Here is a 22,964-nt window from a genome sequence, read left to right on the forward strand (position 1 = left end):
CTAATAAATAAAGGTGAACACAGTGTTTTGCCTTTTTCAGGCGCTGGAGCGGCGAATAAGCAGATTGCCATAATTGAGCCTCACTTGAGGAGCTTCAATCATGGAACCATCCATTCGTCGCGGATCGTGGGAAATGATCGCCGCCATGCTTATCTCGGGCACTATTGGCTGGTTTGTGCTGGTGTCGGGCGTGTCGGTGATCGAAGTGGTGTTCTGGCGTTGTTTGTTCGGCGCATTCGCGCTGTTGCTGGTGTGCGCGCTGCTGGGGTACCTGCGCTCGGATCTGCTAAACGGCGCAGCACTCGGCTTAGCCATCATCAGTGGTGTGGCCATTGTCGGAAACTGGTTGCTGCTGTTCGCCTCTTATTCCCGCGCATCGCCATCAGCACGGCGGTGTACAACGTGCAGCCGTTCTTGCTAGTGCTGCTGGCAGCGGTGTTTTTGCGAGAAAGTATCACGCTGCAGAAACTGGTATGGCTGAGCATAGCCTTTGCCGGCATGCTGGCGATTGTCGCCGCCCATGGTGAGCAAACGGACGGTGGTGATTACCTTGCCGGAATTGCCCTGGCCCTGGGGGCAGCGGTTTTGTATGCACTGGCCGCGTTGATCATCAAACACTTGAAAGCGGTGCCGCCACATTTGCTGGCCTTGATCCAGGTGACTACCGGCGCGGTGCTGCTCGCCCCCTTGGTGCCATGGAATAGCATGCCGGTGACGACCACTGCGTGGGCGGCATTGCTCGCCCTTGGCGTGGTGCATACCGGGTTGATGTATGTGTTGTTGTACGGAGCGATTCAAAAGCTGCCGACGGCGCTGACCGGCGCGCTGTCGTTTATCTACCCGATCGCGGCGATCTTCGTCGATTGGATCGCCTTCGGGTATCGTCTGGGCTGGCTGCAATGGCTAGGGGTGGCGGCGATTCTGCTGGCGGCGGCGGGGTTGCAGCGGGGCTGGTGGTGGCCCGGCTCCCGTAGCGTCAGTGCGTGCCCTGATAGATAAGTTTGTCCGGGTTGAAGTGTTCGACCACGCTGCCGGGTTGCGGCAAGCCCAGGATGTGGCCCTTGATCTTGCCCACCACATGCATTTCACACGGCTTGCAGTCGAATTTCAGGGTCAGCACTTCGTCGCCGTGGATCAATTGCATCGGCGCCACCTTGGTCTTCACGCCCGTGACGCCCTTGGCCTGTTTAGGGCACAGGTTGAACGAGAAGCGCAGGCAGTGCTTGGTGATCATCACCGGCACTTCGCCGGTTTCTTCATGGGCTTCGAAGGCCGCGTCGATCAACTTCACCCCGTGGCGGTGGTAGAAGTCGCGGGCTTTCTGATTGTAGACGTTGGCCAAAAACGACAGATGCGCTTCCGGGTACACCGGCGGCGGTGTGGTTTCGGCCTTGCGCCCACCACGGGGGTGCGCCGCGATACGGGCGGCGGTCAGCGCTTCGATGACTTCGCGGCGCAGTGCCTTGAGTTGCGAGTTGGGGATGAAGAACGCCTGCGGCGCATCCAGCTCGATGGCAGTGGCGTGGTATTCGGTGGTGCCCAGTTGGCCGAGCAGGTCGCGCAAGGTATCCAGCGCCTGTTCCGGTTTGTTGGCCACGCCGAACGGGCCGGGCAGGGTGACGCTGGCGCTGATGCCTTCCTCGCTGGTCGCGGTGACGTGCAACTGCTCTTCACGCAAACGCGCGACCCAAGCAAGGCCGATACGGCGCTCGGCCGAGGTCTTGAGCAGCGCCTGCTGCCAGTTATGGTCGAGGTTGCGGTTCAGCGGATGGTTGGGGCGCAGTTGGTGCAGGCCGGCCGGCATTTCATTCGGCTCGACGCGATAGCGGTAGCGCTTCTGGCCGTCTTCCTCGAACTCGCCCTTGGGCTCGGCGATGTTGGCGCGGAACCCCACCACTTCACGCTTGACCAGCACGTTCAGGCCATCGCCATTGGACAGTGGCTCATGGGTAACCACTTGCAGGTCGCGCTTGCCGGCTTTTTCCACCAGACCCACCGGCAGCCCGGTGAAAGTCGGGGTGTCGAAGGCGCCGATGTCGATCTTGCGCTCGCTGACAAAGTAGTCGGTGCTGCCACGGTGGAAGGTTTTTTCCGGGTCGGGCAGGAAGAAATGCGCGGTGCGGCCGCTGGAGGCACGGGCCAGGTCCGGGCGGTCTTCGAGGATGTCGTCCAGGCGCTGACGGTAGTAGGCGGTGATGTTCTTCACATAGCCCATGTCCTTGTAGCGACCTTCGATCTTGAACGAACGCACACCGGCCTCCACCAGCGCGCGCAGGTTGGCGCTCTGGTTGTTGTCTTTCATCGACAGCAGGTGTTTTTCAAAGGCCACGACGCGGCCTTGGTCGTCCTTCAAGGTGTACGGCAGGCGGCACGCCTGGGAGCAATCGCCGCGGTTGGCACTGCGGCCGTTCTGCGCGTGGGAGATATTGCACTGCCCGGAGAACGCCACGCACAGTGCGCCATGAATGAAGAACTCGATGGCGGCATCGGTCTCGTCGGCGATGGTGCGGATTTCCTGCAGGTTCAGCTCACGGGCCAATACCAGTTGGGAGAACCCGGCCTGATCGAGAAACTTGGCGCGGGCCAGGGTGCGGATATCGGTCTGGGTACTGGCATGCAGCTCGATGGGCGGGATATCCAGCTCCATCACCCCCAGGTCCTGCACGATCAGCGCGTCGACACCGGCGTCGTAGAGCTGATGGATCAGCTTGCGCGCCGGCTCCAGCTCGTTGTCATGCAGGATGGTATTGATGGTGGTGAACACCCGGGCGTGGTAGCGGCGGGCGAACTCGACCAGTTGAGCGATATCGCTCACTTCGTTGCACGCGTTGTGGCGCGCGCCGAAGCTGGGGCCGCCAATATAAATGGCGTCGGCGCCGTGCAGGATGGCCTCGCGGGCGATGGCCACATCGCGGGCAGGGCTGAGCAATTCCAGGTGGTGCTTGGGCAAGGACATAGTTTTTTTAGTCAGGCTTGTCACGGTTGAGGCGCGCATTGTAGCCGTGAAATGCCTGACCGGCATCACTTCAAGCCTTGGCCGCCATCGCGGTGACTTCCACGCGCATGCCCTCTACCGCCAGCGCCGCGACGCCAACCGCCGCACGCACGGGCCAGGGCTTGGCGAAAAATCGTTTGTAGACCTCATTGAAGGCCGCGCGATCGGCCATATCCGTCAGATAAATGGTCAGGTGCATCACCCGATCCATGGAACTGCCGGCTTTTTCCAGGGCGACTTTCAGCGCTTGCAGCGTGCATTCGCTTTGCAGGGTGATATCCCCCAGTTCCAGGCTGCCGTCGGCGCGAGTCGGGATCTGGGTCGACACCAGGATACCGTTGAAGCCGACAACGTCGGAAGAAATGGACTCGGCATCCGGGTCCGGAGTGTAAGACAGATCGTGGTTGGCCATGGGCACCTCTGGTGGGCAAAAACACAAAGGCGCCATGGTCCTCGAAATCATTGGCCAGGGCAAACCGAGGGCTATGGCAATACGCTTTTTTGACGCCAGAAAATAAAAATTAAAGCCGCGTAAAGTCGCTAAATCCGGGGCCGATAGCTACTTTAAGAAGCAGGTTCTCCGTACGGCAGAGGGTTCGTCATGTTCAATAACGCATTAAAAACAGAACTGGCGGCCAGGAAGGCCGAAGTCAACGAATACAAAGGGCTGAACGCTGCGTTGGAGCGCTCCATGGCGGTGGTCGAATTCGACCTGAATGGCAAGGTGCTGCGGGCTAACGACAACTTCATGAAAACCATGGGTTATAGCGCCGATCAACTGGCCAACAAATCCCATCGCGACTTCTGCTTGCCCGCACTGACCAACAGCCCAGCCTACAGCGAGTTCTGGGCGGATCTGCGTGCCGGCAAATTTGTCTCGGGGACCTTCAAACGGGTGGGTGCCAACGGCAAAACCGTCTGGTTGGAGGCCAGCTACAACCCGGTGCTGGATGAACGTGGCCAAGTGCTGAAAGTGGTCAAGTATGCCCTGGACGTCACCAGCAAGGTCGAGCAGGAAGCCGCAACCCGCAGCAAACTCGCGGCGCTGGACCGTGCCATGGCAGTGATCGAGTTCGATCTGAGTGGCCATGTACTGGACGCCAATCCCAATTTCCTCAATGTCATGGGTTACTCCCTGGCCGAGCTCAAGGGCAAGCACCACCGCATGTTTTGCGAGCCGAGCCTGGTCAACAGTGGCGAATACGCCGACTTCTGGCGCCGCTTGAACAACGGCGAATTCTTCACCGGGCAATTCAAGCGCATCGGCAAACATGGCCGCACGGTGTGGCTGGAAGCCAGTTACAACCCGGTGTATGACCTGGACGGCACGCTGCTGAAAATCGTCAAGTTCGCCAGCGATATCACCGAGCGCGTGGAAAAATTCGAGGAAGACTCGCGCGGCGCCTCGCGTGCCTACCATATCTCTTCGGAAACCGAGCGGTTTGCCGAACACGGCACTCAGGTTATCCACGACACCGCCACGGAAATGCGCCGGATTGCCGAAAACATCGGCGCCTCTGCGCGATTGGTGGGGCAGTTGGGTGACCGTTCGGAGCAGATTACCGCCATCGTCAATACCATCCGCGGCATTGCCGACCAGACCAACCTATTGGCCCTCAACGCGGCCATCGAAGCGGCCCGCGCCGGTGACCAGGGGCGCGGCTTTGCGGTGGTGGCCGACGAGGTTCGCCAGTTGGCCGGTCGCACCAGCCGTTCCACGGCGGAAATCGCCGAGATGATCGGCATGATCCTGTCGGAAACCCGCGACGCGGTGAGCAGCATGAATGCCACCCAGGAAGGCGCGCAGCGTGGCGTCAACCTGGCGGATCAGGCGGGTTCGGTGATTCTGCAGATACGCACCAGCACCAGCGATGCCGTGAAGGCGGTGAGCATGTTTGCGTCGAAGCTGGATGAATCGGAAGTGATTCCGAAAACTGCGGTGGGCTGGGTTGGCTGACCGAGGGGCAGACCCGCGTGGGAGGAGGGGGCAGCCCCCTCGATCCACGGGGGTAGTTACTCTTTTACGTCCATGAATTCTTTGGCCCAGGCTACGTAGCTCTCGGGCAACGTATAGGTGTGGGTCAACTCGGTGGCACTGAGGTTCGAAGTGCTGTGGGTCAGTTGGCGTTGGGCGCGCAGGCTGTCGTAGGTCGCCTTGATCGCCGCGAAGTACGCGCCATGGCCGGCCACAATGACCCGCACACCCAGGCTGGCCAGGCGTTGCGCGTCGTTGAGTTTGGGATTGCCGTAGGTCACCAGCATCAACGGCACCGTGAGGTCTTCCGCAATTTTCTCCAAGTGCTCGAAGTCGCTGACGCCCACCATGCAGATGCCATCGGCACCGGCTTTCTGATAGGCCAGGGTGCGTTCGATCACCGCTTCGGTCGGTAATACGCCGGCGTTGGTGCGGGCAATGATCGACAGCTCTGGGTCAACCCGCGCTTCCAGCGCCGCGCGAACTTTACCGATACCTTCGTCTATGGAAATTAAATCCGTGGACTTGCGCCCGAATTGCGCCGGCAGCAGCGTGTCTTCGATGGTCAGTGCTGCAACGCCGGCACGTTCCAGTTCTTCAACGGTGCGCATCACATTCAGCGCATTGCCGTAACCGTGATCGGCATCGGCAATAAAGGGCAACTGCGCGACACGACCGATGCGGGTGGCTTGCTCAACGAACTCACTCAGCGTGATCAACGCAAAATCGGGGGCCGCCAGAACCTGCAACGAAGCCACGGAGCCGCCCAGGATACCGACCTCGAAACCCAGGTCGGCGGCAATCCTTGCCGACATCGGATCAAACACGGAAGCGGTTTCAACGCACGCAGGCGTTGCCAACAATTCACGAAAATTAACGCGCAAGGCTGAGTGGGACTTTTTTGGCATGATCTTTCCTGGTTGGGGCCATTGACGACATACGATCAATGCCTATTGGTAGACGTGTGAGACTACCACGTAGGAAAACGCGGGATTATGACGTTTGAGAATGGGGTATGCGGGAAGCACATAGGGCGGGGTTGATGATTTACATCCAAGACCCTGACACATAATTTAACATAATATACATTATGCGTAATTCGACGTTACATAATCATAGGCGATGCCCGTCACATTTCAACGGGCAAAACCCCTCGCGGTGTCAAACCTGAGCGAACCCGCCATCCACGAACATTTCGCTGCCGGTCATAAAACTGCTTTCGTCCGACGCCAGGAACAATGCGGCCGCTGCCACCTCTTCGGCTTGACCAATACGGCCCAAAGGAATTTGCCCAGTCATGTCGTCAATGATTGCGTCTTTCTGACCGGTGCCGTTCAATGCCAGGTCTAACCCCGGTGTCGAGATCGGTCCAGGAGAAATAACGTTGACGCGAATGCCTGTGCCTTTAAGGTCCAGCGCCCAGCTTCTGGCGAAATTGCGCAGTGCCGCCTTGGTTGCGCTGTAAACGCTGAATGCTGGTGTGCCCATGGTGCCAGTCGTAGAACCGGTGAGCATGATCGAGCCGCCAGCGCTCATCAGTGGCAGCGCGTTTTGCACGGTGAACAGTGTACCTTTGACGTTGATGCCGAATGTGCGGTCGAACGATGCTTCGGTAATTGAACCGATAGGCTCGAAATCACCTAGGCCCGCGTTGGCGAATAGCACATCAATCCGACCCTTAGTCGCCTTGATCTGCGCGAAGATGCGTTCCAGATCATCCAGTTTGGCAATATCACCCTGGATGGCGATGGCGTGCGGGCCGATCAGGTCGAGCGCCTTGTCGAGTTCTTCTTGCCTGCGGCCGACGATAACGACCTGCGCGCCTTCCTGTGCAAAGCGAATCGCGCTCGCCAAGCCTATGCCGCTGTTGCCACCGGTGATCACTGCAATCTTGCCGTTGAGCCTGCTCATGTTGGACTCCAAGTATGTGGAGGCACAACTGTAGATCCAGACTATTCTTTTGAATAGTATGCACCTTTTGGTAAGTACCCTATGGAGTGCCCGAATCATGGCTAATACGTCATTCAACTGCGGCCTTGAAGCTGCGCTCGCCGTGATCGGCGGCAAATGGAAACCGCTGGTGCTCTACAACCTGGCGAAGGATGTCCATCGCTACGGCGAATTGCGCCGCGCCATCGGTGGCGTGACCGATAAAGTGTTGATTCAGCAACTCAAGGAATTGGAGCGCGACGAGATCATCGTGCGAATCGATTTTCAGGAGATCCCGCCGAAGGTGGAGTACTCGCTGACACCGTTTGGCGAATCCTTGGCCACTGCATTGGGCACCTTATGTGCCTGGGGCACCGAACATATGCAGACGGTGGAACGTATCAGCCAGCGCCGTGCGGCCGCCCTCGCCCAGTCTTGAGCCCCCTCTTCTGGCATCCAACTCAACTAAATGACTATTTAGTTGAGTTAAATCAATAGCTTACGAAATCAAAGCTGAAACCGATCCACCGACTGCGACAGCTTGCCAGCCAGGTTCGACAGCTCGTCCGTGGTCGACGCTGTTTGGCCTATCACACGACTGTTGTTCTCCGACATCCCGGCAATCATCTCCACCTGATGGGAGATTTCATTGCTGGCCAGGCTCTGTTCACTGATGGTGCGCGAAATGTCGTGCACCAGTTCGGTAGTGTTGAGGGTTGCCTGCAGGATCTCGCGAATGGCGCGTTCCACATCGGCGGTGACAGCCATGCCTTTGTCCACTTGAGCGACGCCCTCCTCCATGCTGGTTACCGCTTCCCGGGTGCTTTGCTGGATGCGCCCAACCATGCTGGCAATTTCCTGGGTCGAGGCACTGGTACGCCCCGCGAGGCTGCGCACTTCATCGGCCACCACTGCAAAGCCGCGCCCCTGCTCCCCGGCCCGCGCCGCTTCAATGGCTGCGTTGAGGGCCAGCAGGTTGGTTTGGTCAGCGATGCCTTTGATCACTTGGATGATGCTGTAGATCGCCTCGGATTCCTTGTCCAGGGTGCGGATCACCTGGGCCGATTGCTGGGAGGAACGGGCGATACCGTCCATGTCGCTGACCACCTGGTGTATGACTCGCCCACCGTCCTTGGCCAGGGCTTCGGCCTGGTTGGCCATTTCCAGTGCGTGCCCGGCGTGGCGGGTGATTTCTTCGATACTGGCAGTCATTTCACTGGCGGCAGCGGCCATGGTGCTGGCGGCTGAACTTTGCTGCTGGCTGCTGTTGGCGACTTCATGACAGCCATGACTCAGTTGTTCGGTAACGCCGGTGATGCCGTGTGCGTTGCTGCGCACTACGTCGATCATGCCGCGCAAATCACGCTGCATGGTCGCCAGGCTGCGGATCAGCGAACTGGCTTCGTCTTTGCGATGCGGCTCGACAATGGTTTCGCTCAAGTTGCCCCGGGCGATGCTGGCGGCAATCCGGCTGGCGGTTTGCAGTGGGCCCATGATGCTGAGTATGACCCAACGACCTTGCGCCAGAAGCAGCAGCAAACTGGCAATGAGCACTGCGCCGAGGGTGAAGTTGGCATTGCTGATTGCCTGCTGGGTGCCTGTACCCGTCTGTTGCGTATGACTTTCGATGAGTTCGCTCAGGGACGCCATCTTATCTTCCAACTGACTGAACGCCTTATTGAACGACTCCAACTGCCCGCGTGCGGCTTCGGGATCATCCAGCGCCAGTGTGACAATACTCTCGGCGGCACTGATGTAGGTATCCAAGCTGGGCTTGATATTTTGTAGTTGGGTTTTCAGTGCCTCATCCAAGGGCAACTGGAGATTGTCCGCCAGTACCTTGCGAAAGTTCTCAGCATGCTCTTTCAACGAGCTGTTGACCTCGTCCTTGCTACTGGTGCTCTTACCCAGCCCCACCAACATGGCAGACAACACATCGGCACGCAGAGCGTCGTGCATCATGTCGGCTTCCATATGGTTGCGCAGCACCGTCATGCTGACCTCGTTTTCGCGCACGGCGTCGCTCATCCGAGCGTTCCCCAGATAACTGACCAAGCTCATCAGCATGGCAGTCAACAATCCAGTCGCAATCAGCAGCATCAAGCGTAATTTGATCGTCATGCGGGTATCCCTGTGCCTGGAACGCCGGTTGAAAAGCCAACCGCCTGAGCGTCGTTAGTACCGTTATCGGCATCTTGTCCCTGTTATTGAAGCCTAAGTTTGCGGATCTGCGCGGATCCCTTAAGCTGAGCGGCCTTTGCTTGGCCCGGAATTGCTCCATGTCTCGACGTATTGCCCATCTCGCCCTGCTGCTGGGGTTGATCACCGCCATCGGCCCCTTCGCCATCGACAGTTACCTCCCTGCCTTGCCCACCCTGGGCGCGAGCCTGCACGCATCACCGGCGGCGGTGCAGATGAGCCTGACGGTGTTCTTTATCGTGATCGGCGTGTGCCAGCTGTTTTACGGGCCGATCAGCGATGTATTCGGGCGCAAGCCGCCGATTTATGCCGGGTTGGTGATTTTCGCGGTGGGCAGCATCGGTTGCGCATTGGCGCCGACCATTGAAGTGCTGATTGCCTTTCGCGCAATGCAGGCGTTCGGGGCCTGCGCCGGCATGGTGGTGCCCCGCGCCATTGTGCGCGACCTGTACACCGGCCATGAAGCCGCGCGGCTGATGTCCCTGCTGATGCTGGTGATGAGTGTTTCGCCGATTCTCGCGCCGTTGGCCGGCAGCCTGGTAATTTCCCTGTGGAGCTGGCGCGAAGTGTTTGCCGTGCTGGCGGTGGTGGCTGTGCTGTGCCTGGTGATGACTGTCGTGCAATTGCCCGAGACTCACCCGGCGGAGCGCCGCCTGGGTAAAACCCTGGGCGGCGCCTTCAGCAGCTACGGCGGTTTGCTGCGTGACCCGGTGTTCATGGGGTTGTCGTTGGTGTGCGGCTTCGGGCTGGCCACGTTTTTCGTGTTTATCGGCAGCGCGCCGTTCGTGTACATCGAGCACTTCGGCCTGACGCCGACCCAATTCAGCCTGGCATTCGCCCTCAACGCCGCGTCGTTTTTCGCCATGAGCCAACTGACTGCGCGCCTCAGCGCGCGTTTTGGCCTGGCGCCGCTGATTCGCGGTTCGGTGATCGGTGTGGCGGTGGTGATGAGCCTGCTGGCAATCACCACGCTGTGGTCCGGCAACCTGGCCTTGATGATGTCGCTGCTGTTTATCGGCTTTGGTTTTCTCGGCCTGCTATTGCCGGCGGCCGGCGTGCTGTCCATGGAGGACCACGGTGCCGTAGCGGGTTCTGCCTCGGCATTGCTCGGCGCGATTCAAATGATCACCGGCGCGGTGTGCATGAGCCTGGTCGGTGTGTTCGCCGACCACACGCCAGCGCCGATGCTGGTGGGGATTGCACTGTGCGCCGTCGCGGCACTCCTCACGGTGCTGTGGACCTTACGCCGCTTGCCAGCGCATTTGGCGAGCGCCCCGCCCTCCTCCTGACAGGCACCATTCGTCGGGCTTGACCGGCATCCATTACAACTATCGGTGGGCCGAAAAACACTAACTCCATAGCTGTTTCACACACCTATGGAGACCGACAATGACTGATTACCCACGCCCGCCGTTCGCCCCGCAAGCCCAAAGCGTTCCGGGTACCCAGAAAAAAATGGATCCGTACCCGGACTGTGGCGAACAGAGCTACAAGGGCTCCGGCCGCCTGGCCAACAAAATTGCCCTGATCACCGGCGCCGACAGCGGCATCGGCCGCGCAGTCGCCATCGCGTTTGCCCGTGAAGGCGCCGACGTGGCCATCGCCTATCTGGATGAGCACGAAGACGCTCAGGAGACCGCGCGTTGGGTCGAAGAAGCCGGCCGTCAGTGCCTGCTGCTGCCCGGCGATATTGCGCAAAAAGCCACCTGCCAGGCGCTGGTGGACAAGACCGTTGAACAGTTCGGCCGTATCGACGTGCTGGTCAATAACGCCGCGTTCCAGATGAGCCATGAAACCCTCGAAGAAATCGAGGATGAAGAATGGGTCAAGACCTTCGATATCAACATCACCGCCATGTTTCGCATCTGCAAGGCGGCTTTGCCGCACATGAAGGCCGGCAGCTCGATTATCAACACCACATCGGTCAATTCCGACATGCCCAAGCCGACATTATTGCCCTACGCCGCCACCAAAGGCGCCATCGCCAACTTCACCGGGGGCCTGGCCCAGATGCTCGGCAGCAAGGGGATTCGTGTCAACAGCGTCGCCCCTGGCCCGATCTGGACGCCGCTGATCGTGGCCACCATGACCGACGAGGATGTGCAGAACTTCGGCAGCGAAACCCCGCTGGGCCGCCCCGGGCAACCGGTGGAAGTGGCGCCGATCTATGTATTGCTGGCCTCGGACGAAGCCAGCTACATCTCCGGCTCGCGTTACGCCGTCACCGGCGGCAAGCCGATCCTCTGACCGTTCTACAAATCGAACCGATCCACTGCCCGCCGCCGCTCATTGTCGTCGCGAACGTCATAGCTGGCGGTGGTCTGGATATTGGTGTGGTGCGCCAGTTTCTGCGCAATCGACAGGTCATGCTCCTCGATCACCCGGGTGATGAACGAGCGGCGGAAGTCATGGGGCATGATCTTCACGCCGACTTGTTCGCCGCGTTGGCGGGCGATGTAGTAAATCGCGTGTTTGGTGATGCGTTCCCGGGTGATATGACTGCCACGGCGGATGCGGTTAAACAGAAAACTGTCATCCTCCTCGCCCTCCTTGAGCTGTTCACGACGAAACGCCAGCCACGCCTGCAGTTTGGCAAAGGCCCAATCCGGCGCGTATTTGACCAGTTCCTTATTGCCCTTGCCGATGACCCGCAGGCTGCGTTCGGCGAAGTCGACCTGCGCGAGGTCGAGGTTGACCGACTCCGATTTGCGCATGCCTGAGCCGTAGAGAATGCCGATCACCGCGGCATCACGCAGGCCCTGGGGACGCGGATCGGCGGCGCAGGCTTCCATCATTTCGCGGATCAACGTGCGGCGCAGATTGCGCCCCTGACCAAGGCGCGTGCCGGCGGATGCTTTGACCGTGCGCATCTTCAGCAGGTGTTCCTGAGTGATCAGGCTCATGCGCCAGGCTTCATTCATCACCCCACGTACGGCATTAACGTACAGCGATGAGGTGTTGGGTGCGTAACCGTCTTCGCGCAGCGCCGCCACCAGGGCGATGACATGTTCGGGCTGCAGCAGGTGCCAGTCGATCTCTTCAAGATTGATGTCTTCGTAGCCCAGGCGGTCGGCGGCGTCTTGCAGCACATAGCGCATGGTCAATTGGCTGGAAGGTGCCAGGCGGGTGAGGTAAAGGGTCAGGGGGTTGCGCAGAAACTCAGTCAATGTAATTCAGCCTTTGGATTAAATACCCCGATCAACTCATTGTTTCATCGAGGTATTTAGTGAATTGGCAAGGGCCGAGTCTAGCGCATGACCGGCCCTGGCACAAAATCACGGGGCGGTTTCTTCGTCCTCGGTGGGTTCCTGGGGCTGGGTCTGGGCCTGGCTCCATTCGGCGTCCTGTTTCTGCATCAGGGCAAACCAGTGCTGACGCATGAACGGCAAGTACGCCTGCGGTGCCTTGGCGAAATCCTTCTCGTCGCGGTAGCAGCCCGGCAATGGCAGCTCGGTGCCCTGCTCCTTGTACTGACTGACCAGCGCCTGTTGGCCGGCCACGCTACAGTCCTTGGGCAACGGCATGCCGCGCAGCGCGCCAGCCTCTTCATCCCACCAAGCCGCCCCGTAGCGGTCGACGCCGCGCAGGCGGTACTTCTCGGATTTGCCCACATGCATGATCAGCTTGAATTCATTGGGGCTGACGTCGCTGGTGCAGGTCAGGGAATATCCGACGACGGTCTGGGTGATGCCATCCCCGTTCAGGTCAGTGACTTTGGTGGCGGTTCGGTCGAAACGCAGGGCCGCATCGAATTGGCAGTGCTGCACATCGTCGTAGAGCATCCACATACGCTTGGGGCGTTTGCCGTCAATCAGGTACTGGGCGGCGTAGACAAATGCAGACTGGGTGCCGTCATCGTCCCGTTCGTTGAGCTGCTCGGCGAGTACCAGCAGGTTTTTGCCCTGGCGGTCGTCCCAGGTGTAGGCCGCGATCTGCTTGCCGCGTACTTCCACGCCTTCGGGCACCTGATCGATGCTGGTCAGCGCCACCCCGTCGTCGGCCCGCACCATGGAAATACAGGCCACGCCCAACAACAACCCCATCAATACCGGCCGCAACTGGCCGCGTAAAAGCTGCACGCTATTCATCCGTCTGCCCTGGCAATAGATGGCTTACTTTACCGGCACTTGAGCGCCAATGCAGAGAAGATTCTTCATGTGGCGCTGAACTGCCCATTGTGCCGTTGAGGGTGGAACCAAGGCCTTTGAAAATCGCTCCTATTCAACCGCCTAATAGAACCCGGACGCCCCTGGGTGGCTTAGCTGAACCCTGGCTGTCTACCTGTCAAATAAACGAGTTTTTCATCCGGCTTTCATATTCGTTCCACATTTTTACGCTTAATCTTAATTGCACAACTTCATAGCAATCCGCGTTTTACCGGCTAACCTGTTGATTACGTTTCATCTTTAGCTGCGCATTAACGCGCGCTCGCCTTTGTTTTGCTGCTGCTTTAACGCTCCAAGCTGCGCTAACCCCCGAGGTCATGAATCTTTGAAACCCTACCCTATTCATTGCGTGTCGATCGTTATCCCGGTCTACAACGAACAAGACAGCCTGCCTGAGTTGTTGCGTCGTACCACGGCAGCCTGCAAACAGTTGGCCTACGAATACGAAATCATCCTGGTGGATGACGGTAGCCGCGACAATTCCGCTCAATTGCTCGAAGACGCCGCCGCAGAGGATGGCAGCAACGTGGTTGCGGTGATCCTCAACCGTAACTACGGGCAGCATGCGGCGATCATGGCCGGTTTCGAGCAGTGCCGGGGCGAGGTAGTGATCACCCTGGACGCCGACCTGCAGAACCCGCCGGAAGAAATCCCGCGCCTGGTTGAACAAGCCGCCCTGGGCTACGACGTGGTCGCCACCGTGCGCAATAACCGTCAGGACTCCGCCTTCCGCCGCTGGCCATCGCGGCTGATCAACCTCGCGGTACAGCGCTCCACCGGCGTGGCCATGACCGACTACGGCTGCATGCTGCGCGCCTACCGCCGCACCATCGTCGACGCCATGCTCGCCTGCCGCGAGCGCAGTACCTTCATCCCGATCCTGGCCAACGGTTTTGCCCGCCACACCACTGAGATTCTGGTGCACCACGCCGAGCGTGAACACGGCGAATCCAAATACAGCGCCATGCGCCTGATCAGCCTGATGTTCGATCTGCTGACCTGCATGACCACCACCCCATTGCGCCTGCTGTCCATCGTCGGCTTCAGCTTGGCGGCGCTGGGCATGCTGTTTGCCTTTGCGTTGATCATCCTGCGCTTGGCCTTCGGCGCGCAGTGGGCCGGCGACGGCATGTTCGTGCTGTTCGCGGTGCTGTTCGTGTTCACCGGGGGCCAGTTCATCGGCATGGGCCTGTTGGGTGAATACCTGGGCCGCATGTACAGCGATGTGCGCGCCCGCCCGCGTTTCTTCATTGAAAAAGTGCTGCGCAACCAACCGGCGGCACCGGTGCCTGTGGTCGTCGTCGACGGCCTGGCGTCTTCCCATACTTCTACTTCTCCCGATCAGGTTCAGTCATGAGTTCAAAAGCCGTTGTATTTGCGTACCACGATATTGGATGTGCAGGCATCGAAGCGCTGCTCAATGCCGGTTACGACATCGCTGCCGTGTTCACCCATGCCGATGATCCCAAGGAAAACAATTTCTACGGCTCCGTGGCCCAGTTGTGCGCGCGCAACGGCATCCCCGTGCACGCGCCGGAAGACGCCAACCACCCGCTGTGGGTGGAGCGCATCGCCAAACTCAAACCCGACTACCTCTTCTCGTTCTACTACCGCAACCTGCTGAGCGAAGCCCTGCTGGGCACTGCCAGTAAAGGCGCGTTCAACCTGCACGGTTCGTTGCTGCCTAAATACCGCGGCCGCGCGCCGGCCAACTGGGTGCTGGTCAATGGCGAAACCGAAACCGGCGTGACCCTGCACCGCATGGTCAAACGTGCTGATGCCGGCGCGATCCTGGCTCAGCAAAAAGTCACTATCGAGCGCAGCGACACCGGCCTGACCCTGCACGCCAAACTGCGTGACGCGGCCACCACTCTTCTGCGTGACGCCCTGCCGCAACTGGCTGCGGGCAAGCTCACGGAAACCGCTCAGGACGACAGCCAGGCCACCTATTTCGGGCGCCGCACGGCCGCCGACGGCAAACTGGAGTGGAAAAAACCGGCTGAAGAACTGTTCAACCTGGTGCGCGCGGTCACCCAACCCTACCCTGGCGCCTTCTGCGCCGTGGGCGAGCACAAGCTCATCGTGTGGCAGGCCGAAGTGGTCAAGGGCAACGATGGCCTTGCGCCGGGCCGGGTGATCAGCGTCAATCCGCTGCGCATCGCCTGCGGTGAAGACTCCCTGGTGATCACGTTCGGTCAGCGTAACGACAACGGTCTATACCAGGCCGGCCCGTCCCTGGCCGACGAACTGGGCCTGGTGGACGGCTCCGTGCTGCGCGGCGCCGAATCCGGCCGTAAGCCACGCCGCACCCGCGTGCTGATCCTGGGGGTGAACGGCTTTATTGGTAACCACCTGTCCGAACGCCTGCTGCGTGACGACCGTTACGAAGTCTACGGCCTGGACATCGGCTCCGACGCCATTGAGCGCCTGCGCAGCCACCCCAACTTCCATTATGTGGAAGGCGATATCAGCATCCACACCGAGTGGATCGAGTACCACATCAAGAAGTGCGACGTGGTCCTGCCGCTGGTGGCCATCGCCACGCCAATCGAATACACCCGCAACCCGCTGCGCGTGTTCGAGCTGGACTTCGAAGAAAACCTCAAGCTGGTGCGCTACTGCGTCAAGTACAACAAGCGCGTGATCTTCCCGTCGACCTCGGAAGTCTATGGCATGTGCCAGGACCAGTACTTCGACGAAGACACCTCCAACCTGGTGGTCGGCCCGGTCAACAAGCAACGCTGGATCTACTCGGTATCCAAGCAGCTGCTGGACCGCGTGATCTGGGCCTACGGCGACAAGGGCCTGAAGTTCACCCTGTTCCGCCCCTTCAACTGGATGGGCCCACGTCTGGACCGCTTGGATTCGGCGCGTATCGGCAGCTCCCGGGCAATCACTCAGTTGATCCTGAACCTGGTGGAAGGCACGCCGATCCGCCTGTTCGACGGCGGCGAGCAGAAACGCTGCTTCACCGACATCGCCGACGGCATCGAAGCCCTGGCGCGCATCATCGATAACGATAATGACGCGTGCAACGGCCAGATCATCAATATCGGCAACCCGGAAAACGAAGCCAGCATCCGCCAGTTGGGTGAAGAGCTGCTGCGCCAGTTCGAGGCCCACCCGCTGCGTGGCAACTTCCCGCCATTCGCCGGTTTCCGCGATGTCGAAAGCAAGGCGTTCTACGGCAATGGTTACCAGGACGTGGCGCACCGCAAACCGAGCATCGAAAACGCCAAGCGTCTGTTGAACTGGGCACCGACCGTGGAGATGAGCGAAACCATCGGCAATACCCTGGACTTCTTCCTGCGTGAAGCCATGCTCGAACAGGCGGACAAGCGCTGATGCAGGCAGGTCTTCGCATCGACGTCGACACCTACCGTGGCACCCGCGAAGGCGTGCCACGGTTGCTCGAATCCCTGGATGAAGCCGGGGTAAAAGCGACGTTCTTCTTCAGCGTCGGCCCGGACAACATGGGGCGCCACCTGTGGCGCCTGATCCGCCCGCAGTTCCTGTGGAAGATGCTGCGTTCCAACGCCGCCGGCCTGTATGGCTGGGACATTCTGCTGGCCGGCACCGCCTGGCCAGGCAAGCCCATTGGCCGCGACCTGGGGCATTTGATGCGCCAAGCCAAGGCCGCCGGGCATGAAGTCGGCCTGCACGCCTGGGACCACCATGGCTGGCAAGCCAACACCGGGCGCTGGAGCGAAGCACAGTTGGTCGAGCAGATTCGGCGCGGCGTGGACACCTTGAACGACATCCTTGGCGAGCCCATCGATTGTTCCGCGGCCGCCGGCTGGCGTGCCGATGAACGCGTGGTGCAAGCCAAGCAGGGGTTCAACTTTCGCTACAACAGCGATTGCCGGGGTACCAGCCTGTTTCGACCGACACTGGCCGATGGCAGCGCGGGCACGCCACAAATTCCGGTGGACCTGCCGACCTTCGACGAAGTGGTCGGGCCGGTGGTGGCCGCCAACCACTTCAATCGCTACATCCTTGATCGCTTCGCAGCGTCGAAGCTCAACGTCTACACGATCCATGCAGAAGTAGAAGGGATTCTGATGGCTAACGATTTTCGCCAGCTGCTTGCCCAGGCAAAGCAGCGCGGCATCGACTTCACACCTCTGGGCGACTTGTTGCCCACCGATCTGACCCGCCTGCCCCAGCAGCAGCTGGTGCGTGGCGCGTTGAGCGGCCGCGAGGGGTGGCTGGGAGTGCAGCAGGCATGATGCGCCGATGGGCATTGCCCCTGCTCCTGTTGGCATTCGCGCTGTGTTACCTGGCGCCGCTGGCCACCCATGGCCTGTGGATTCCCGACGAGACCCGCTACGCGCAGATCAGCCAGGAAATGCTGCTGACCGGTAAATGGGCCGCGCCACACTTTATGGGCATCCGCTACTTCGAAAAACCGGCCGCCGGCTATTGGATGATCGCGCTCGGCCAGGCGATGTTCGGGCAGAACCTGTTTGGCGTGCGTTTCGCGTCCGCCTTGAGCACCGGCCTGAGCATCCTGCTGGTGTATCTGGTAGCGCGCCGCCTGTGGAATGACCCGCGCAAAAGCCTTGTCAGCACCTTGCTGTATATGAGTTTTGTCAGTGTGGCGGCCCTGGGCGGCTACGCCAATCTCGACCCGCAGTTCACTTTTTGGGTCAACCTGACCGGCGTTGCTTTGTGGTTTTGCTTCGACAGCCGTACCCGCAACGGGCGCCTGGGCGCGTGGGCACTCTTGGGCTTTGCCTGCGGCATGGGCTTTATGACCAAGGGTTTTCTCGCCTGGTTGCTGCCGGTATTGATCGCCCTGCCATACGCGCTGTGGCAGAAGCGTTTGCGCGAGCTGCTCGGTTACGGCCTGGTGGCGGTGCTGGTGGCGGTGGCCGTCAGCTTGCCGTGGGCGCTGGCCGTACATCTGCAAGAACCGGACTTCTGGCACTTCTTCTTCTGGCACGAGCATATCCAGCGCTTCGCCGGCGAAGATGCCCAGCACGCCGAGCCGTTCTGGTACTACCTGCCCTTGTTGGTCGGCTTCAGCCTGCCGTGGGTGGCGCTGTTGCCCGCCACCGTCAAACAGGCCTGGCTGGAGAAACGCACGGCCTCTATCGGTTTCCTGTTGCTGTGGCTGCTGATGCCCTTGGCGTTTTTCAGCCTGGCCAAAGGCAAGTTGCCCTCCTACATCATGCCGTGCCTGTTGCCGCTGGCGCTGCTGATGGGCCATGTGCTGGCCGATAAACTGGCCCAGGGCCGTGGCCGTGCGCTGCGCATCAACGGCTGGCTGAATCTGGTATTGGGCATCGTGGCGTTGCTGGCATTAAGTTGGTTCCAGTTGAAAAAGCCGGTGTATGAGCACGGTACCGAAACCCTGAGCCTGGTACTGGTCTTCGTACTGCTAATTGGCTGGATCTTCGCCAACCTGCTGCAAGCGGCACGCCCGCTGCACCTTTGGGCGGCGCCGGCCATCGGCAGCTGGTTGCTGGTAGCCCTGGCCCCGGCGGCCTTGCCCCACTCGGTGGTTTATAACAAAACCCCGGATCAGTTCATCATCGATCACCTACCGGAACTGAAACAGACCGGCGCCCTGCTGAGCAATGACCTGGGCGCCGCGTCGGCCTTGGCCTGGCGGGTCAAGCGTGCGGACGTGACCCTCTATAACACCGTCGGCGAAGTCAAATACGGCTTGGCCTTTGCTGATGCAGCCCATCACAAGGTCGACATGGCCCAGGTCCAGCAATGGATGAACGACGCGCGCAAACGCGGCGCGGTCGGCGTGGTGATGCGGGTCAAGGGTGACGACGAAGTCGCCGAAGTGAACCTGCTGCCCCAGGACGGCAAGCGCTATGAGCAAGGCAATCTGGTGATTCTGATCTTCCCGCAGGTCTCGTCATGATCACCCTGTTGCTGCTATTGGCCGCTTGCTTGCTGACCTGCATGGGCCAGGTCTCGCAGAAATTCGCCGTGGAAGGCTGGCGTGACCAGCCGCCCGGTTGGGCACTGAAGCTGCGTTCGCCGTGGTTGTGGTCCGCACTGCTGTGCCTGGGCTTCGGGCTGTTGGTGTGGCTGCTGGTGTTGCAACGCCTTGAGGTGGGCATCGCTTACCCGATGCTCAGCCTGAATTTTGTGTTGGTCACCCTGGTGGCGCGCTTTGTGTTCAAGGAGCCCATTGATACTCGCCACTGGCTGGGCGTCGCGCTGGTGATCGCCGGCGTAGTGTTGCTGGGGCGTCAGGTATGAGCCGGGCGCGCGGGTTTGCCCTGGCCTTGGGCAGCGTCGGTCTGGTCAGCGTGGCCCAGTTGGGCATGCGTTGGAGCATGACGCGTTTACCGCTGCCCCATGAATGGCTCAATGCGCAGATCGATCTCGCAGCCCTCGGGGTGGTGTTTCTGGCGATCTGTGCCTATGCCCTGTCGATGCTTTGCTGGTTGGTGGCCCTCAAGCACCTGCCACTGGGGCGGGCCTATTCGCTGCTGAGTATCAGCTACGCGCTGGTGTATCTGCTGGCGGCCGGCCTGTCGGTGTTCAACGAACATTTTTCGCTTTCGAAAACCCTCGGGGTGGCATTTGTCATCCTGGGTGTGCTGGTTATCAACTCTCGTCGCACTTGCTCTACAAGTCCCAGGAATGCCCCATGAAAATCAGCGTATTTGGTAGTGGTTACGTCGGCCTGGTGCAGGCCACTGTGTTGGCCGAAGTCGGTCATGATGTGATCTGCATGGACGTCGATCAAAACAAGGTCAAGCAGCTGCAGCAAGGCCATGTGAGCATCTTCGAGCCGGGGCTGGCCGCGATGGTCAAGGAGAACCTCGAAAGCGGTCGGCTGCACTTCACATACGACGAGAAACTCGCCGTCGAACACGGTGAAGTGCTGTTTATCGCGGTGGGCACGCCGTCGGATGAAGACGGATCGGCCGACCTGAAGTACGTGCTGTCGGTGGGTGACGCGGTGGCACGCCATCGAATCGAGCCGGTGATCCTGGTGGAAAAATCCACCGTGCCCGTAGGCACCGGCGACACCCTGCGCGCGCATATCGAGAAAGCCTTGCACCTGGCCGGGCGCAGCCTGGAATTCGATATCGTCTCCAACCCTGAATTCCTCAAGGAAGGCTCGGCGGTGACCGACTGCCGGCGCCCGGACCGGATCATCATCGGCTGCGAGCGTGAAGAAGTGCGCGAGGTGATGCGCGAGTTGTACGCGCCGTTCAACCGCAACCACGACCGCATCATATTTATGGACCTGCGCAGCGCCGAGCTGACCAAATACGCCGCCAACTGCATGCTGGCCACCAAGATCAGCTTTATCAACCAGATCGCCGAGCTGGCCGAGCACCTGGGCGCCGACATCGAAGCCGTGCGCCTGGGCATCGGCGCCGACTCGCGCATCGGCTACCACTTCATTTACCCCGGCTGTGGCTACGGTGGCTCGTGCTTTCCCAAGGACATGCGCGCGCTGATCCACAGTGCCAAGCAAGCCAACTGCTCCAGCGATCTGCTGGAAGCCGTCGAGGCGATCAACCAGCGTCAGAAGAGCAAGCTGTACGAGCGCATCAATGCGTTCTTCAAAGGCGAACTGCGCGGCAAGACTTTCGCCTTGTGGGGCCTGGCTTTCAAGCCCAACACCGATGACATGCGCGACGCCCCCAGTCGCGTGCTGATGGAGGCCTTGTGGGCCGCCGGCGCCCAGGTGCGCGCCTTCGACCCGGAAGCGATGCAGGAAACCCAGCGCATCTACGCCGACGAAAGCCGCCTGATGCTGATGGGTACGCCGGAATCAACCCTTGTAGGCGCCGATGCGCTGATTGTCTGCACCGAATGGCAGCAATTCAAGGCGCCGGACTTCGACCTGATCCACCAGCGCTTGAAAACCCCAGTGATCTTCGATGGCCGTAACCTCTATGACGGCGAGCGTCTGGCGCGCAAAGGCTTCCAGTACTTCCCGATTGGGCGCGGCGACTCCTGCCAACTGCCGATTCCCCAGCAGCAATGGCTGCCAGCGCTTGAGCTGGCGAAGGTCGCGGAAGCCTGAGACGTGAACAAAGCCCAGCCACTGCTGCTCACACCCACGCTTCGTCGGCAGTCCCTCGGTTTGGGCCTGCTGGCGTTGCTGCTGTTCATTGCCGGGAACTGGAACCAGGCAATCATCGGCTTCGATTCGCGGTTTGTGGTGTTTGCCCAGGAAATGCTGCGCCACGGGCCGAGTTTTTTCCCGACCACCTACGGCCAGCCCTATGCCGATTACCTGGCCACTTCGACGCTGCTCACCTGGCTGCTGTCGCTGCCGCTGGGGCATGTGAGCAGTTTTACCGCGTGGCTGCCCACAGCGATTGCCTCGGCCTTGATCGTGACACTGGTGTATCGCCTGACCGCGCCCTACTCCCAGCGCTGGGGCCTGCTGAGCATTGCGCTGTTGCTGTTGAGCAGCACCTTTATCAGTGAAACCCGCGCGGTGTCCCTGGATCAGATGCTCGCCGCCGTCACATTGGCAGTGTTTTACCTGGGTTATGCCCACGATCATTTCGGCGCGGGCAAGCGCCTGCATTGGCTGTACCTGTTATTGATCGTGGGGTTTGCCGTGCGCGGGCCAATCGGCCTGGTGGTTCCTACCGGTGTGCTGTGCAGCTACTACCTGATCAACCGCCAGTGGCGTCAGCTGTTCAGTTTCGGGCTGCTGGCCCTGGCGTTGCTGGGGGCCTGCGTGGGGCTGCTATTGCTGCTGGCCAAGCTCAGTGGTGGCGAGAACTTCATGCACGACGTGATCCGCATGCAGTTCCTGGGGCGCATGGATGGCAGCGAAGGCTCCAGTGGCGCGCTCTATTACTTCACCAGTTCCCTGGGCAATTACGCCCTGGCCTACCCGCTGGCGCTGCTGGTGTTGCTGGGCATCGGCGTGGCCCGGCCACAGACGCCTGAGCCGGCCCTGAAGCTGGTCGGCTATTGTGCCGCCGCCGCATTGCTGGTGATGCTGGGGCTGTCGATTCCCCAAGCAAAGAAGGCGCGCTACCTGCTGCCGATGTTGCCCATGGCGGCCATCATCGCTGCCTACCCTTTCAGCGCGATTCGAGGCCGCGTGTTCGCCTGGTTGCGGGGCTTGATGTTGGCGATATGGACCGCGTTGCCCGCACTGCTGATCGTCGGGTTGGTGGTGATGCGCCCACGTTACCCTGAGCAACTGAACCATTTGGCGCCGATATTCGCGTTGCTGGGAGCGTTGCAGGCGCTGGCGCTATTGGGCCTGTTCAAGGCGCGCCTGCGCCCTGTCGGCCCGGCAATGGCCGCCGTACTCGCGGTGTGGGCCACCTATATCCTGGTGGTCGAGCCGTTGGAACGCCGTGTATATGACACCCGCACCTTCACCCTGCAGGTCCATGAACAGGTCATGCAAGCGCGCGCGCCGGTGGTGCTGCATGGCCTGGGCAAAGACGCCAAGGCGATCAAGTACATGGTCAACCTCGATTGCGATCAGGTGCCGCTGTTTACCCAATTGCCTTCGGAACTGGCACCGCTGCAAGGGCCTGCCTGGCTGGTGATGAGCCAGGCGGATTATGAAGGGTTGCAGGAGCCGCGCTTGCGTTCCATCACCCCGACCCTCACCGGTGAATTCGACCGCAACCCTTATGTGCTGCTGTATCTGGCTAAATCGCCGCCGAAATAAACCTTGGCGGCGGGGCTCCCGGAGTAAAAACTCCTACGCAGCTATACGTAACGGCTGGTG

The 22,964-nt window shown here is 60.4% G+C and carries 19 protein-coding genes and 2 pseudogenes; 13 read left to right on the forward strand and 8 right to left on the reverse strand.

From position 1 onward, the window contains the following. Positions 1-100 precede the first annotated feature (100 nt). Positions 101-999: pseudogene (locus HRH33_RS13935) on the forward strand (DMT family transporter). Here the strand turns inward: HRH33_RS13935 and HRH33_RS13940 are convergent. Further along, positions 977-2,956 carry a peptidase U32 family protein gene (locus HRH33_RS13940; protein ID WP_167417171.1) on the reverse strand — a complete coding sequence of 660 codons (1,980 nt, stop codon included), beginning with the start codon at positions 2,954-2,956 and terminating at the stop codon, positions 977-979. The pseudogene HRH33_RS13935 and the gene HRH33_RS13940 overlap by 23 nt on opposite strands. A gap of 70 nt (positions 2,957-3,026) precedes the next feature. Then, positions 3,027-3,407 carry a RidA family protein gene (locus HRH33_RS13945; RefSeq protein WP_034097850.1) on the reverse strand — a complete coding sequence of 127 codons (381 nt, stop codon included), beginning with the start codon at positions 3,405-3,407 and terminating at the stop codon, positions 3,027-3,029. 189 nt (positions 3,408-3,596) lie between these two features. Here HRH33_RS13945 and HRH33_RS13950 point away from each other — a divergent pair, with 189 nt between their 5' ends. Then, a complete protein-coding gene (locus HRH33_RS13950; RefSeq protein WP_167417170.1) occupies positions 3,597-4,952 on the forward strand; it encodes a methyl-accepting chemotaxis protein in 1,356 nt (451 codons plus the stop codon). A gap of 56 nt (positions 4,953-5,008) precedes the next feature. Here HRH33_RS13950 and HRH33_RS13955 read toward each other — a convergent pair whose 3' ends face one another. Both HRH33_RS13955 and HRH33_RS13960 read right to left on the reverse strand, forming a co-directional pair. Then, the gene (locus HRH33_RS13955) at positions 5,009-5,878 is read right to left on the reverse strand and encodes an isocitrate lyase/PEP mutase family protein (RefSeq protein ID WP_167417169.1); all 870 of its coding nucleotides are present in this window, start codon (positions 5,876-5,878) and stop codon (positions 5,009-5,011) included. A 253-nt stretch (positions 5,879-6,131) separates the two neighbouring features. Further along, positions 6,132-6,881, reverse strand: coding sequence for an SDR family NAD(P)-dependent oxidoreductase (locus HRH33_RS13960; RefSeq protein WP_167417168.1), 750 nt, complete (start codon positions 6,879-6,881; stop codon positions 6,132-6,134). Positions 6,882-6,978: 97 nt separating this feature from the next. On the opposite strand from HRH33_RS13960, the gene HRH33_RS13965 reads away from it, so the two are divergent. Further along, a complete protein-coding gene (locus HRH33_RS13965) occupies positions 6,979-7,338 on the forward strand; it encodes a winged helix-turn-helix transcriptional regulator (protein WP_167417167.1) in 360 nt (119 codons plus the stop codon). A gap of 68 nt (positions 7,339-7,406) precedes the next feature. On the opposite strand, the gene HRH33_RS26765 is transcribed toward HRH33_RS13965, so the two are convergent. Together HRH33_RS26765 and HRH33_RS26770 are read right to left on the reverse strand one after the other, a co-directional pair. Next, positions 7,407-8,270 (reverse strand): methyl-accepting chemotaxis protein, encoded by an 864-nt coding sequence (locus HRH33_RS26765; protein ID WP_371919190.1) that lies wholly within the window; start codon positions 8,268-8,270, stop codon positions 7,407-7,409. Next, a pseudogene (locus HRH33_RS26770) lies at positions 8,265-9,020 on the reverse strand (MCP four helix bundle domain-containing protein); the annotation flags it as partial. The gene HRH33_RS26765 and the pseudogene HRH33_RS26770, both read right to left, overlap by 6 nt. 158 nt (positions 9,021-9,178) lie before the next feature. Here HRH33_RS26770 and HRH33_RS13975 point away from each other — a divergent pair. Next, a complete protein-coding gene (locus tag HRH33_RS13975) occupies positions 9,179-10,387 on the forward strand; it encodes a multidrug effflux MFS transporter (protein WP_167417166.1) in 1,209 nt (402 codons plus the stop codon). A gap of 100 nt (positions 10,388-10,487) precedes the next feature. After that, positions 10,488-11,345, forward strand: coding sequence for an SDR family oxidoreductase (locus tag HRH33_RS13980; RefSeq protein WP_034138086.1), 858 nt, complete (start codon positions 10,488-10,490; stop codon positions 11,343-11,345). 5 nt (positions 11,346-11,350) lie between these two features. Here HRH33_RS13980 and HRH33_RS13985 read toward each other — a convergent pair whose 3' ends face one another. After that, positions 11,351-12,265 (reverse strand): site-specific integrase, encoded by a 915-nt coding sequence (locus HRH33_RS13985; RefSeq protein ID WP_167417165.1) that lies wholly within the window; start codon positions 12,263-12,265, stop codon positions 11,351-11,353. A 108-nt stretch (positions 12,266-12,373) separates the two neighbouring features. Beyond that, positions 12,374-13,186, reverse strand: a complete 813-nt coding sequence (locus HRH33_RS13990; protein WP_167417164.1) for a M949_RS01915 family surface polysaccharide biosynthesis protein — start codon at positions 13,184-13,186, stop codon at positions 12,374-12,376. Positions 13,187-13,589: 403 nt separating this feature from the next. Here HRH33_RS13990 and arnC point away from each other — a divergent pair, with 403 nt between their 5' ends. Genes arnC through HRH33_RS14030 form a run of 8 tightly spaced genes read left to right on the forward strand, consistent with a single transcriptional unit; the run spans position 13,590 to position 22,904 of the window. Then, on the forward strand, positions 13,590-14,621 hold the full coding sequence (gene arnC / locus HRH33_RS13995; RefSeq protein WP_167417163.1) for an undecaprenyl-phosphate 4-deoxy-4-formamido-L-arabinose transferase: 1,032 nt from the start codon (positions 13,590-13,592) through the stop codon (positions 14,619-14,621). Further along, positions 14,618-16,609, forward strand: a complete 1,992-nt coding sequence (gene arnA, locus HRH33_RS14000; RefSeq protein ID WP_167417162.1) for a bifunctional UDP-4-amino-4-deoxy-L-arabinose formyltransferase/UDP-glucuronic acid oxidase ArnA — start codon at positions 14,618-14,620, stop codon at positions 16,607-16,609. Before arnC ends, arnA begins: the two co-directional genes overlap by 4 nt. Continuing rightward, a complete protein-coding gene (gene arnD / locus HRH33_RS14005) occupies positions 16,609-17,493 on the forward strand; it encodes a 4-deoxy-4-formamido-L-arabinose-phosphoundecaprenol deformylase (RefSeq protein ID WP_167417161.1) in 885 nt (294 codons plus the stop codon). The genes arnA and arnD overlap by 1 nt, the downstream gene beginning before the upstream one ends. After that, a complete protein-coding gene (gene arnT, locus HRH33_RS14010) occupies positions 17,490-19,145 on the forward strand; it encodes a lipid IV(A) 4-amino-4-deoxy-L-arabinosyltransferase (protein ID WP_167417160.1) in 1,656 nt (551 codons plus the stop codon). Before arnD ends, arnT begins: the two co-directional genes overlap by 4 nt. Further along, positions 19,142-19,489: a 4-amino-4-deoxy-L-arabinose-phosphoundecaprenol flippase subunit ArnE gene (arnE, locus tag HRH33_RS14015; RefSeq protein ID WP_040268372.1), complete on the forward strand. Its 348-nt coding sequence runs from the start codon at positions 19,142-19,144 to the stop codon at positions 19,487-19,489. Before arnT ends, arnE begins: the two co-directional genes overlap by 4 nt. Next, positions 19,486-19,887, forward strand: coding sequence for a 4-amino-4-deoxy-L-arabinose-phosphoundecaprenol flippase subunit ArnF (gene arnF, locus HRH33_RS14020; protein ID WP_167417159.1), 402 nt, complete (start codon positions 19,486-19,488; stop codon positions 19,885-19,887). The genes arnE and arnF overlap by 4 nt, the downstream gene beginning before the upstream one ends. Beyond that, on the forward strand, positions 19,884-21,278 hold the full coding sequence (locus HRH33_RS14025) for a UDP-glucose dehydrogenase family protein (RefSeq protein WP_034097916.1): 1,395 nt from the start codon (positions 19,884-19,886) through the stop codon (positions 21,276-21,278). The genes arnF and HRH33_RS14025 overlap by 4 nt, the downstream gene beginning before the upstream one ends. Positions 21,279-21,281: 3 nt before the next feature. After that, the gene (locus HRH33_RS14030; protein ID WP_167417158.1) at positions 21,282-22,904 is read left to right on the forward strand and encodes an ArnT family glycosyltransferase; all 1,623 of its coding nucleotides are present in this window, start codon (positions 21,282-21,284) and stop codon (positions 22,902-22,904) included. The last annotated feature ends 60 nt before the right edge of the window (positions 22,905-22,964 follow it).

It is taken from the genome of Pseudomonas rhodesiae (assembly GCF_013285305.1).
GTDB classification, from domain to species: Bacteria; Pseudomonadota; Gammaproteobacteria; order Pseudomonadales; family Pseudomonadaceae; genus Aquipseudomonas; species Aquipseudomonas rhodesiae.

Bases quoted from the DNA above. Each gene is read 5' to 3' on its own strand.
- HRH33_RS26765 (WP_371919190.1), bottom strand. From the start codon at position 8,270: ATGCAGCGTGATTTGCGCGGCATGATCGACGTAGTGCGCAGCAACGCA.
- HRH33_RS13950 (WP_167417170.1), top strand. From the start codon at position 3,597: ATGTTCAATAACGCATTAAAAACAGAACTGGCGGCCAGGAAGGCCGAA.
- arnE (WP_040268372.1), top strand. From the start codon at position 19,142: ATGATCACCCTGTTGCTGCTATTGGCCGCTTGCTTGCTGACCTGCATG.
- arnF (WP_167417159.1), top strand. From the start codon at position 19,486: ATGAGCCGGGCGCGCGGGTTTGCCCTGGCCTTGGGCAGCGTCGGTCTG.
- HRH33_RS13990 (WP_167417164.1), bottom strand. From the start codon at position 13,186: ATGAATAGCGTGCAGCTTTTACGCGGCCAGTTGCGGCCGGTATTGATG.
- HRH33_RS13975 (WP_167417166.1), top strand. From the start codon at position 9,179: ATGTCTCGACGTATTGCCCATCTCGCCCTGCTGCTGGGGTTGATCACC.
- arnA (WP_167417162.1), top strand. From the start codon at position 14,618: ATGAGTTCAAAAGCCGTTGTATTTGCGTACCACGATATTGGATGTGCA.
- HRH33_RS13955 (WP_167417169.1), bottom strand. From the start codon at position 5,878: ATGCCAAAAAAGTCCCACTCAGCCTTGCGCGTTAATTTTCGTGAATTG.
- HRH33_RS13960 (WP_167417168.1), bottom strand. From the start codon at position 6,881: ATGAGCAGGCTCAACGGCAAGATTGCAGTGATCACCGGTGGCAACAGC.
- HRH33_RS14025 (WP_034097916.1), top strand. From the start codon at position 19,884: ATGAAAATCAGCGTATTTGGTAGTGGTTACGTCGGCCTGGTGCAGGCC.
- arnD (WP_167417161.1), top strand. From the start codon at position 16,609: ATGCAGGCAGGTCTTCGCATCGACGTCGACACCTACCGTGGCACCCGC.
- HRH33_RS13980 (WP_034138086.1), top strand. From the start codon at position 10,488: ATGACTGATTACCCACGCCCGCCGTTCGCCCCGCAAGCCCAAAGCGTT.
- HRH33_RS13965 (WP_167417167.1), top strand. From the start codon at position 6,979: ATGGCTAATACGTCATTCAACTGCGGCCTTGAAGCTGCGCTCGCCGTG.
- arnT (WP_167417160.1), top strand. From the start codon at position 17,490: ATGATGCGCCGATGGGCATTGCCCCTGCTCCTGTTGGCATTCGCGCTG.
- HRH33_RS13945 (WP_034097850.1), bottom strand. From the start codon at position 3,407: ATGGCCAACCACGATCTGTCTTACACTCCGGACCCGGATGCCGAGTCC.
- HRH33_RS13940 (WP_167417171.1), bottom strand. From the start codon at position 2,956: ATGTCCTTGCCCAAGCACCACCTGGAATTGCTCAGCCCTGCCCGCGAT.